The organism is Wolbachia endosymbiont (group A) of Ischnus inquisitorius (genome assembly GCF_964026985.1).
Taxonomy (GTDB): domain Bacteria; phylum Pseudomonadota; class Alphaproteobacteria; order Rickettsiales; family Anaplasmataceae; genus Wolbachia; species Wolbachia pipientis.
The window spans coordinates 774,836-787,041 of the sequence record NZ_OZ034715.1; the positions used below are offsets into that span (position 1 = coordinate 774,836).

The 12,206-nt window shown below is 37.2% G+C and carries 8 protein-coding genes, 1 tRNA gene and 3 pseudogenes; 1 reads left to right on the forward strand and 11 read right to left on the reverse strand.

All coding sequences use genetic code 11. From position 1 onward, the window contains the following. Positions 1 to 6 precede the first annotated feature (6 nt). The 8 genes and pseudogenes from AAGD90_RS03980 to rpsD form a co-directional block, all read right to left on the reverse strand. Positions 7 to 135 (reverse strand): annotated as a pseudogene (locus tag AAGD90_RS03980) (phage baseplate assembly protein V); the annotation flags it as partial. Between the two features lie 33 nt (positions 136 to 168). Further along, positions 169 to 1,028 (reverse strand): IS630 family transposase gene (locus tag AAGD90_RS03985; RefSeq protein WP_156518142.1). Its coding sequence is split into 2 segments (ribosomal slippage): positions 169 to 704 and positions 704 to 1,028, totalling 861 coding nucleotides; the frame shifts between segments, so codons are not numbered across the junction. Between the two features lie 73 nt (positions 1,029 to 1,101). Beyond that, a pseudogene (locus AAGD90_RS03990) lies at positions 1,102 to 1,405 on the reverse strand (hypothetical protein). After that, positions 1,389 to 2,735: an IS110 family transposase gene (locus tag AAGD90_RS03995; protein ID WP_341821667.1), complete on the reverse strand. Its 1,347-nt coding sequence runs from the start codon at positions 2,733 to 2,735 to the stop codon at positions 1,389 to 1,391. The pseudogene AAGD90_RS03990 and the gene AAGD90_RS03995 overlap by 17 nt, the downstream one beginning before the upstream one ends. A 190-nt stretch (positions 2,736 to 2,925) precedes the next feature. After that, a complete protein-coding gene (locus AAGD90_RS04000) occupies positions 2,926 to 3,510 on the reverse strand; it encodes a reverse transcriptase domain-containing protein (RefSeq protein WP_341821681.1) in 585 nt (194 codons plus the stop codon). Between the two features lie 565 nt (positions 3,511 to 4,075). Next, positions 4,076 to 4,276 (reverse strand): Fe-S cluster assembly protein IscX, encoded by a 201-nt coding sequence (gene iscX / locus AAGD90_RS04005; protein ID WP_007552114.1) that lies wholly within the window; start codon positions 4,274 to 4,276, stop codon positions 4,076 to 4,078. Positions 4,277 to 4,306: 30 nt separating this feature from the next. Further along, positions 4,307 to 4,393 (reverse strand) — tRNA-Leu (locus AAGD90_RS04010). Between the two features lie 9 nt (positions 4,394 to 4,402). Continuing rightward, positions 4,403 to 5,017 (reverse strand): 30S ribosomal protein S4, encoded by a 615-nt coding sequence (gene rpsD / locus AAGD90_RS04015; protein ID WP_010962555.1) that lies wholly within the window; start codon positions 5,015 to 5,017, stop codon positions 4,403 to 4,405. 113 nt (positions 5,018 to 5,130) lie between these two features. On the opposite strand from rpsD, the gene tkt reads away from it, so the two are divergent. Further along, positions 5,131 to 7,194: a transketolase gene (gene tkt, locus AAGD90_RS04020; protein WP_341821683.1), complete on the forward strand. Its 2,064-nt coding sequence runs from the start codon at positions 5,131 to 5,133 to the stop codon at positions 7,192 to 7,194. 664 nt (positions 7,195 to 7,858) lie between these two features. On the opposite strand, the gene AAGD90_RS04025 is transcribed toward tkt, so the two are convergent. The 3 genes and pseudogenes from AAGD90_RS04025 to AAGD90_RS04035 form a co-directional block, all read right to left on the reverse strand. Then, positions 7,859 to 9,820, reverse strand: coding sequence for an ankyrin repeat domain-containing protein (locus AAGD90_RS04025; protein ID WP_341821684.1), 1,962 nt, complete (start codon positions 9,818 to 9,820; stop codon positions 7,859 to 7,861). A 132-nt stretch (positions 9,821 to 9,952) separates the two neighbouring features. Beyond that, the gene (locus AAGD90_RS04030) at positions 9,953 to 11,116 is read right to left on the reverse strand and encodes a multidrug effflux MFS transporter (RefSeq protein WP_341822181.1); all 1,164 of its coding nucleotides are present in this window, start codon (positions 11,114 to 11,116) and stop codon (positions 9,953 to 9,955) included. 185 nt (positions 11,117 to 11,301) lie between these two features. Further along, positions 11,302 to 12,168, reverse strand: a pseudogene (locus tag AAGD90_RS04035) (hypothetical protein). Between the last annotated feature and the right edge of the window lie 38 nt (positions 12,169 to 12,206).

Here is a 12,206-nt window from a genome sequence, read left to right on the forward strand (position 1 = left end):
CTTTTCCTAATTTAGATTTATTCTTTGTGCCTTAAGTTTTATTCCTTCCTTTGTTATTTCTATACTTGATTTCCCAACTTGCAATGTTATTTTATCTACTACGTCAACTTCAAAATGATGCTTTTCCTTGTCGTACAATATAGCATTTCTCATAATAGTCCGAATAGGTCATAGGAAGGCAGAATCAACAGCACGACGAAAGGATTCGAATAGAGGAATGTTTTTCCTGGCTCTGTTTTTTATAGCAAACCAATGATGCTCAATTTTGTTAAAATCTGGAGAATAAGGCGGCAGATACAAAATTTCTGCACCGACTCCTTTAGCGAGCTTGATAAGCTTATCAGACTTATGAAAAGTAGCATTATCAAGAATGACAGTTTGTCCAGGTTCTAAGATCGGTGCCAAAAATTGCTCAAACCATCCATTAAAAATATCCATATTACAGTGGCCTTCAAATGTTAATGGAGCAACTATCTTTCTTCTACTTAAGGCTGCAACCATGCTGATTCGTTGAGTTTTTTTTCCAGATTTTAGGGCATAAAATCGCTGTCCTTTCTGGCAATACCCATATGGATAGTCCTCCGTGTTATCAATCCCAGACTCATCTATATACACTAAGTTTTCTGGTTCTTTTGTTGCTATAATTTTTAAGAATTCAGCACGTTTTTCTTCGTTCCTTTCCTTGTATCCATATGTCTTTTTTTGCGCGTAAATCCAATTTTTCTGAGAGCTCGGTGGATCGTTTGGATACTAACGTTGCCCCAAAGTTTAGCCATTTCCGACAGAGTTTTTCTACCGTGTTTTTTAGCAAATTCGATAAACTTATTCCAGTCGATAATTTTCTGATTGTAACCTCCATTACCGAGTTTTTTTGACTGAAAGTCGCCTGTTTCTTTTTTTCTTTGCTGCCACTCCCACAAAGTAGTTCGTCCAATTTTAAATCTTGCTGCCACTGCTTCTCTGCTTTCCCCTTCGTCTAGTGCTTCCATTGCTTTTTTTCTTAAATCATAACTATATGCTGCCGGCATCCAACCTCCTTATCGCCATCTATCCTTAATCTTATCATATCCGGACTTCTGTGGAAAGAGCTATAATACGCATCTACACCCCTGACGCTTGAATTTTCCAGATCATTCCAGAGTTATCTCTGAGTGGCGGTGAGTGTACTTTGTATCTACGGTTACCAATAATAAAGATATCTCCCCATTGGTTGCAATACATCAAAGACACTCACCTCCAAAATCAACATCTCCCCTACAAATTGTCCTTCACCAATACCATAGAGTTTGTCTGGTTGCTGTTTTAATATCTGCACCAGGTATGACTTATTCTTTGACTCATACAAAGCTTGCTGTCCTAAATGTGTAAAACAATCTTCTAAGAAACTCCTAAGAACCTTCTTCATCTATCGGCTCCTCTTTCATTAGTATATAACCAAATTCCTTTGCTTTTTTAGTCAAATTTTTGACTACTCTCTCTTTGTAGAGTGTTTCATAATAGTTCATTCCTTTTTCTACATATTCTTGTCCATATTTTAGCATATTATAAAAAATACATGCTAATTTCCTTGCTGTAGCAGTGATCGCTTTTGGTATCCCTAGTCGCTTCTTTAACCTCCTGCAGTATGCACCAAGTGCAGTGTTGCTTCTTGATACACAATGAGCAGCAAGTCGCAAGGCAGTTGCAGCACGATTAACAACTTTACGAGTTCTTGTTCCAATAATTTTCCCTCCTGTAATTTTATTAGCAGGACTTAATCCGAGCCAGGAAGAAAAATGCTTTTCTGTCCTCCATTTATTGTGATTTATACCTGTTTCTGAAATGACAGCCTGTATACTTAATACATCAAGTCCTGGAACTCTAGTAAAATCCATCCCCGTTATTCGATATAAATCTTCATCTACGGCAAAATCTGGACTATTCTTCTGTTTTCTCTTTCGTGTCTTATTCAATGCCCTGTTCTCATTCGACTTTGTTTCAAATGTTTTATAGTAATTTTCTATACTTTTATCACATCCCGTTATTTGCTCTTGAAAAAAAGTATATGCTGCATATTCTTGTTTTAGCACAAACAAGTGTTCCTCTCTATAATCACCAGCTAACGCTTTTGCTATAGTAGACTGATCATTTTTTATTCGTGCATCCCTGAATTTAGCCAATTTCTCAGGATCTCTTTCGCCTTCAATTATAGCTTCAATGATTTTCATACCAGTTATCCCAGTAATATGACTAATAACCTTGTGTAATTGAATATTCATTTGAATTAGCGCTTTTTGCATACGTTGAGTATGTTTAGCTGCATTTTCAATTAGATTAGCACGTTGTCTAACGTAACTACGCAGTACACACATTTGATTATCCGGTCTAAATGATCCTTGAAGCAGTCCATAGCTGTGCAATTGTTGCAGCCATTGACAATCTTGAACATCAGACTTTCTACCAGGCACATTTTTGACATGTCGCGCATTTACTAATTTTACTTCAAATTTATGTGATTCTAATATTTGAAATAAGGGAATCCAATATACTCCAGTTGACTCCATGGCTACAGTTCTAACCTGACACTTTTTTAACCACTTTGCTAAGTTGTGTAGATCTACTGTAAAGCACCCAAATTTTTGGATACGTTGTTCATCTCTTCCTTCAGGTACACATACATAATGTACAGTCGAGCCAATATCAATCCCTGCTGCATCAAGGTTTATTGTTTTTAATTTACTTTTTGCTTCTGCCATATAAAATCCCTCCTATATTATTATGATAAGAAGCACTTCAGCTTGGGACGGTTAGGTTATACAATCTTCTAAACGAGGTAGCCCAAAAAGAACTCCATCAATGGTTTTACCATTTCCCCCAAAACCATGCTTTCAAACGGGCATTTATAGCACCATTGATTGTTTCGGTTATAGCTGCAGAAGCGCTTCTTCATAACACTATACCCAAAGAACATAAAGTAAAGAGGGAGTTTCTTTTTGGTTTTACAGATTTTATCTGTTCTGGGCTTTCAACATACAGTATGACCCATTTGCAGTCTGTGTGCTTTTTGATAGCTTGCAATGCCAAGCCGTGGTCCAAATTGTCGAAAAATCCAGATATATCAAGATCTATCGTCCAATCGTACCTCCAGCATCTTTTACGAGCTGTATCTACCGCATCCAGTGCAGACTTATTTGGTCTATAACCATATGAATCCTCATGAAATTTTGGTTCTACCAGCGGCTCTAGATACATAGCAGCAGCCGTTTGCCCTATCCTGTCGAATACTGAAGGAACACATAAAATTCTTTGCCCTCCTGTATCTTTTGGTATCGCAACAGCTTTTACCGGATCTGGAAAATAACTTCCGGATGACATCCTATTCCATAGTTTGTATAGATTATCTTTTAGATTCTCTTCAAACTTTGTTATCGAAACCTCATCCACACCAGCAGCACCTTTATTTTTCAATACTTGTTTATAAGCTCTCCAAATAAGTTGCTTTGGTATATCAAAAGACTTTGTTTTATTCATTAACTCCTCCCTTTCGGTTGATAAACAATTAAAACTAAATAACTCAGCCCCTTCGCTCCATTTCCATTACAGAAACTTCTTCACTACTACGAGCTGATCCGTCCCTGTTTTTCGCATCGGTACTCTCATCCTTGGAGTTTAGCCCCTTGGATTTCTCCCTTATCATCGAAACGACAGGTTCCCGTAGTTCCACACAATAGCCTAAAATAGATTCATGCCACCTTTATGCCGGACGCCAGCTATCCAGTAAACAAGCTCCCGATAGCCTTATCCCAGGTTACAAACGACCCCCTGGTTTTGACGTCATACAACCGGTTTCGACACTTCATCAGTGGTTCACTTACGTTCATCTCTCTATTTCATACATGACGCATAATTGCGCCTTTTCCATAACGCTCACTACCTTGGCTCTTTACCAAAGCAGCTCATGGTTGTTTGAAGCCTGTTCTTGTAAACCGGCTCCGAGGGGCCCACCCTCATCTATTGCGTAGCTTTCGCACTTAGTTTGCTCTTACTTGAACATTCTTTGTGTCTCTACGGCACACCGTTTGCGTATGGTTTATTGCTATGCGGTTAATCTTTCCTCAATCCAAGCTGCTTGAATAGCTTCGAGTATTTTTTCGTTACAGCGTTTTTCATCATCATCAAATTCCTCTAAACTCAAGACCTTTTTTTTAAGCTCAGTGAATCTGATACTAATTATATTCTCATTTGGAAATTTTTCCTCCAGAGCTTCCACAATATCTTCTATATCAAGCCATTTCATACTTTTTTGTATTTATCTGCTAAGTTAAATTGGTGCCCATGGGGAGACTTGAACTCCCAAGGTCGCAAAACCCACGGATTTTAAGTCCGCTGCGTCTACCGATTCCGCCACACGGGCTTTTTTTATCTATCTAGAGTAAAACTCTACTACTAAATTGACTTCCATGTCTGCTGAATAAGGAACCTCAGAATATTGAGGTGACCTCAAATACTTCACTGAATGCTCTTTACTATCTGCTTCTAAATAATCCGGAGCCTTGCGCTCTTGTTTTTGTTCAGCCTCTACTACTACAGGGATTTTTGCTGCCCTTTCTCTTATTTTTATTATATCACCTGGCTTCACTCGATAACTCGATATGTTAACCACCTTATCATTAACTGTAACGTGCTTGTGAGATATGAGCTGCTTTGCTGAGTAAATTGTTGGAACAAGACCAGAGTGGTATAAAACAGAACTTAATCTCGATTCTAAGATACCGATAAAATTATCAGCCGTATAACCCTTTCTGTTATAAGCATCTAAAAATGTGCGTCTGAGCTGCTTACTTGAAATCGCATAGTAAAACTTAAATTTCTTATGCGCAGCAAACTGCTTACCAAAGTCGGATAACTTCTTGAATCCAAGAATACCATGTTGACCTGGAGGGTATTTCCTTTTGTTTACTGGGTCTTTAGCTCTACCCCATAAATTTACACCAAGTCTACGGCTAATCCTATACTTTCTAGTGATAACAGTTGTCATATAAAAACTCTCACGATTTAACTTTAGATTATTAAGGATTTTAGCACTCAGTGTCAACTTGTTTTTGCTGATATAATCTTTTATACTTCATTTTTAAGTTTTTCTATTAACACATGAATCATTCACATTTAAAATCTATGGCAAACGCCATCCGTTTTTTATCAATTGATGCAGTACAAAAAGCAAACTCTGGACACCCAGGTATGCCACTTGGCATGGCAGATGTTGCAACTGTTTTGTTTGCTAAATATCTGAATCATAATCCTGATGATTCTAAATGGTTCAATAGAGATCGCTTTGTTTTATCAAACGGTCATGGGTCAATGTTACTATACTCAATATTATATTTGACAGGTTATATTAGCGTAGATGAGCTAAAAAACTTCAGACAAATGGGATCCAAGACCCCAGGTCATCCAGAGTTCGGCTTGACTTCCGGGGTAGAGGCAACAACAGGCCCGCTCGGTCAGGGGTTTGCCGCTGCTGTTGGCATGGCACTTGCTGAATCGATACTTGAAAAGCAGTTTAGAATCAATCACTACACTTATGTGATGCTAGGGGATGGCTGTCTTATGGAAGGAATAAGCCATGAAGCAGCATCACTTGCTGGGAATCTTAAATTGAATAAGCTTATAGCTCTTTTTGATGATAATGATATTTCTATAGATGGCGCTACTTGCCTTTCCTGTTCTGACGATGTAGAGAAACGCTTCTTAGCGTATGGATGGAATGTTGACAAAATTGATGGCCATGATTTTGATGCCATATCCCTTGCAATAGAGCAAGCAAAAAAGTCTGATAAACCTACAATGATCTGCTGCAAAACTATTATCGGAAAATTTTCAAGCCGTGCTGGCACATCCTCTGCTCACAGTGGTGCTTTTTCGGAGGAAGACATAAAACAGATGAGAGAGAAATTAAACTGGAATTATGAACCATTCCATGTACCAGAAGATGTGAAAAATGCCTGGAAGAAAACTGTTGAGAGAGCAAAACAAAACTACACGATGTCATTCCAGCGCGTGACCAGGAAAGAAGAAAAAGAATGGATCCCAGTGTCAAGCACTGGGATGACAAGAGAGAGTACTGGGATGACAGAAGAGAATGCTGGGATGACAGGGTATCATGCAGAACTTCAAAGACGGTTAGATAAACATCTACCAGATAATATCGCTGGTGTTTTAGCTGACCTGAAGAAACAAATATGTGAGCTAATGCCAAACGAAGCTACTCGATCTTCTTTCGGCAGAGTAATGGAACTTTTAACTGAGTCTATGCCGGAATTAATCGGCGGTTCTGCTGATCTTACCGGGTCAAATTGCACTAAATATGAGCACATGCAGGTAATAAATAGCAATAATTATAGTGGCTCTTATGTCCACTATGGAGTGAGAGAGCACGCTATGGCAGCATGTATGAATGGTATGGCACTTCACGGCGCGATTCTTCCTTATGGCGGCACTTTTTTGGTATTTTCCGACTATTGTCGTCCTGCTATACGTCTTTCAGCTCTGATGAAACAGCAGGTTATGTATGTCATGACTCACGACTCAATTGGAGTGGGAGAAGATGGCCCGACTCATCAGCCAATAGAGCATTTAGCCTCTTTGCGTGCTATACCAAATCTATATGTTTTTAGGCCAGCCGATGCAGTTGAAACTCTGGAGTGTGTTAGCATTGCACTCGAAAAGAAAGAATCTCCAGCACTGTTTGCGCTCTCAAGGCAAAACGTAAGTTACATGCGCAAGTTCTACTCTGATATCGATCAATCTGCTAATTTATCGAAGTTTGGTGCATATATTTTGTGTGAATGTTCAAAAGAATTAAAAGTGACGATATTTGCTACGGGGTCCGAGGTTGAAATTGCAGTTGAAGCAAGGGAGAAATTGCAGGAAAAGGGTATAGGTACAAGGATTGTTTCTATGCCATGCTGGAGGCTTTTTGACGAGCAAAGCGATGAATATAAAGCGGCAATATTAAATAATGACAGCATTAAAGTTGCAATTGAAGCCGGAAGTGAAATGGGTTGGCATAAATACATAGGTTCAAACGGTATATTTATTGGCATGAAAAGCTTCGGAGAATCAGCACCTTATAAAACACTTTATGAGCATTTTAATATCAACGCTGATCATGTGGTAAAATGTGTGTGTGAGAAGTTAGGTTGCATTCAGTAAACCTCTTGCATAACCATATGAAAGCCCACTCTTCTTTGTCATTCCAGCGCGTGACGTTATTTCCATCCAAGATGGTGTCATTCCAGTGCTCCTTTTTTTGTCATCCCAGTGCGTGACACTGGGATCTAGCCTTTATTATTTGGTTGAAATTAAGTCTTCTGGATCCCAATGTCAGCTACTTTCATGACATCATCATAAAGTAAAATGAGATCCCAGTGTCACGCACTGGGATAACAGGAGAAGGAGGCTACTTAGAGAGGATGTCATTCCAGCACTTGACACTGGAATGGCTTTGTTGCATCGCTACTTATGAAAGGCTAACTATAGTTAGGATTATAAGCAACCTATTGAAAATCTTGTTTTTTTGCAATCAATCTGATCAAATTTAAGAATAGTAATTTGTTATTTATATTAATAAATTTAATTCTATTGAAAATAGCTAAAGCATTGAAATTCTTGAACTTTAGCCGGATTGGTAAATGGTAGTGAAATTTCTTTTACTCAAATTTAGGTATTCATTGACCGTTCTTGTTATAAATACCAGAATAATAAGCTACTGATATTCCCTATCTTTTTTATCTTTAATCCATCATAGCTAGCGATGCAACAAAGCCATCCCAGTGTCAAGCACTGGGATGACACCTTTTCCGGTAGAAGATCACTATCAAATCACATTGCTCTGGTCATTATGATCACCATTATTTTGTTCAACTGATTGATCGACCCCAGGTGAAGAAGAATCATCATAAGGTTGTGTGTCAGACTTTTCTTCGTCAGACCCAAACAACCATGAAAAAAAACCACCAAAAAATGATGCAATTAATGAAAAAGGCTTCATAAGTATACTAAACAAACTACCAAAAAAAGAGCTCGGCTGTTCTTCTGTTTGTGCAGGTTCTGTGGAAGCAACAGGACCTACATCGTTGTCTTGTACATCAGTTCCTTGTTCTGCACTGGTGGTGCTGGTTTTTTCCCCTTCTTTGCTATTATCTGATTGTAGTTCAGTATCATCACCTACTCGTTTTTCTTCCTCTTGACCCCCTTCACTATCTGTCGATGATCCACCCGCTGAACTATCATCAGATTTTTCTGCTGGTTGCAATAGAGTTTTTATTCCTTCATCAGTGGCTAATTTGAAAGGAGTATTTCCATCTTCATTTTCTATATTAACATCTGCTCCTTTTTTTATTAAGAATTTTACTGTTTCCGCAGAGGCGTTTGCTGGACGATCTGCATAACCCATAAACACTTTATTTTTTGTAGCAAAATGTAAAGGAGTCCATAGATCGTTATCTTGTATATTAACATTCGCTCCTTTTTCTAATAAAAGTTCTGCTATATCCGTATAACCTTCTCTAGCAGCCCAATGCAAAAGAGTATGTCCATATGAATCTACTGCATCAGCATTTGCTCCCTTGTTTAATAAAGCTTTAACTATATCTTTATGGCTACTATTGTAATTATATTCCATCATACTCTGAAGAAGTGATTCCATTACTGTATCAACCTTTGCTCCATTATTTAATAAAACTTCAGTTGCATCTTTATGACCATAGAAAGCAGCTTCAAATAAAGGAACCCTTCCATCTTTATCTGCTATATTAACATCTGCCCCTGTTTGTATTAGAGCTCTTACTATTTCTACATTGCCCTTTATAGCAGCAAAATGTAAAAGAGTTTTTCCATCGTTGTCTATTGAATTAACGTTTACTTTTTTACTTAATAGACTTTGAACTTCCTCATAATTATCACTTTTAACGGCTGAATACAAAGCTTCGATGTCCTTTTGCGTTTCTTCTAGAATTTTTACTATATGTTGCCTGCCTTGTTGAGAGGCAAGATTTAAAGGAGTGCTGCGAGTATTATCTAGTGGAGTAACATAAATTCCTTTTGCTTCTAATAGAACTGTTACTATTTGCTGATTGTAACTTTTAGCAGCTTCATGTAAAGGAGTCTTTCCATCTTTATCTACTGCATTAACGTTGATTCCTTCTACTTTTAATAGAGCTTCTATTATGCTTGTATCGAGTGGTTGCGTTTTGTTGGCTTCGTCAACAGCAACATGTAAAAGAGCGCGTCCAGTTTCAGACTGTGCATTAACATCTGCTTTGCTATCAATTAAAAGCGAGACCATATCTTTGTTTCCTTTGGCAATAGCATGCCGTAAAGGAGTAAATCTGTTTCCATCTAAAGCATTAACATCTGCTCCTTCACTTATTAGACGCTTTAATCCATCAATATCACCTCTTTCAACAGCCTCAAATAAAGCAGCATTTTGTGGAACTTGGCTTTCTTCTTCATCATCTTGCAATACTGGACTAGCATCATCAGATTCTTCTGCGGATTGCAATAGAGTTTTTATTTCTTCATCAGCGGCTAAACCTAAAGGAGTATTTCCATTATCATCCTCTGCATTAACATTTGCCCCTTTGTCCAATAGATCTTTTACTATCTCTGCATGGCCATTTTCAGCAGCCCAATGTAGAGGAGTCTTTCCATCATCATCTACTGCATTAACATCTGCTCCTTCCTTTATTAGATCGTTTACTACATTAAAATCACCACTTTTAGCAGCCTGAAATAAATCAGCATTTATATCTCTTATATCTCTGTTTGAATTGCTCATCCCAAACCTCCTGTAAAACTATATTGTTATGATAAAGTCATTAATAACCCATGAGCTCTCACCCCCTGTAAAATTATATTATCATGATAAAGTCATTAATAACCCATGAGCTCTGGATCACGCAAATAATGGTTATTCCCTGTGTTTTTCAGTACATTTGAGCTGGCTGTACATAAGAATTGCAATTGTAGAGCATGCTATTGTTAATAGTAAATTTGGTAAAATACCATAGCGAAAAAATTTTCCTACTATATATATTCCAATAGCCCCAAACATCATATTGCAGAATGAGAGGACTGCACTACCAAGCCCTATACCTTTGATCGTTTCTAAGGCAGAAGTTACGTTATTGCTTATTATTAATGCAAGTCCGATATTGGCTGGAATCCAAGCAGTTTGAAGAATGAATATATTCAACTTGTCCGCGAAATAAAAATATACCAATAAACTATCGGATATTATCGGTAACACCAAACCTATTATTAGCATTTTGCTAACCCCTACTTTTGGTACATACCTTCTATTAATTAAAGTTCCAATTATGTAAAATATGACTATGATCGATATGAGGTAGCCAAAATACTGTACTTCAATGCCCATCGATTCAAATATGAACGGGTAGTTAGCAATGTATGCCCAAAGCCACATGAAAGTTAATCCATGAATGGCTGAAAACCCAAGGAAACGATAATTTCTAAATATTGATATATATTGCTTGAAGATATTAGTAGTTATGTTAGTTATACTGGTTTCATTTTTATTTACAGTGAGTGTTTCTTGTAACTTAAAGTAGATAAAAATAAGTATAGCAATTGCCGCGAGTGATATAATAAAAAACAAAAATTTCCAACTATACCCATGTGAAATTATATAACTGCCCACCACTGGAGCTATTCCAGGTGAGAGTGCCACAACCATATTTAATTTTGAAATGACTCTCGAGTATTCACTACCCGAGTACATATCCCTTATTGCTGCATACCCAACAACACCTGCAACACCAGCCCCTGTTCCTTGTATGAAGCGAATTAGTATCAAGAGCGCAATACTGTCGGCTATATAACACATGACACTTGCCAAAGTAAAAATTGTTATACCAATCAGCATCATTGGACGCCTACCATAATGGTCCGATAATGGACCATAAATTAATCCAGACACCGCAAATCCAACTAGATTCAAGCTAATTGTAAGCTGCACTACACTGCCTTCTACTTTAAAATAATTGGCAATGCTTGGTAGTGCAACTGAGTATAGGTCAGTTGCCATATCGACAATTGCTACAGACAATATCATAATAAGAGAGATGATATTTTGCGAAAGAGCTGTTTTCACTTAATGATTTACTGGATTAAATATACTTAATTATAATGTATTTTTTTCATTAGTATAAGTACAATGTTACATAGTAAACGATGTCATTCGAGTAGCGGACACTGAAATCTTAAGCTAAAATCATGAAAAGCACGAATTTCAATATCTTACCTTTGATTATTCACTTTAAGCTTTAAGTCTTCAACAGAAGATGCATTTGCCTCACTTACTACCTTTAGTGGTTCACCAAGATTATGCTCTATTTTTATATTACGCTCAGGATCTTACTCTATTCTTGTATCAAACTCAAAGCCCAATTTCTCACAAAGTTTTTTGAAATACTCAATAAGCTTATTTATAATATAAGTAAGCTTATCAAACAAACCGTCATCACCAGCTTTATAGTCCTCTAACTCTTTAGGAATGGTAAGCAATACCTTACCGTCTTCATACGTCACATTTTCATCCTTACATTTCAGCTTAAACTCCGCTGAACTGCAAAAACCTGGTGTTTCGATATATGTATAATCATCATAGTTAAGCATTTTTGTATATTTCATGCTAAAACTAAGCTTTATACAATTGGGTTCACGACAATCCATAATATACTCTCTTGTCATACAGTTGCTTTGCGTTGACAAATGAAAAGATCCAAGAGCTTGACTCATATCATTAGGAAGAAAATGAGTATATCCGCCCTGATAATAGTTATTTATTAACTCCTCAATAATAGAGTTATTGGGAATTGTTGCACCAACGTGTTTAAACATTTCTGTAAAAATTTGTCTGAGAAATGGACGATAATTCCCTTTTCCGTTTTCATCCCGTAGAATTAGATTTTTATGTTTTGAATACAGATTGTTAATAAATTCGTTAGTTATTTTTTGTCCGTTAATAGCAAGGCCGTGTGTTCTATTAAGATCCTTATATGTTCCCTCACCAGAAATTACTTCGTCCCAAGTGTTAGCTTTGAAATCAGCATATTTGAGCTTCTTCACTTCAGCTTTCAACGCATTGACCATTTCCTTTGACATGTTATATCTCTACCATTAATACCTGTATATTAATTCTA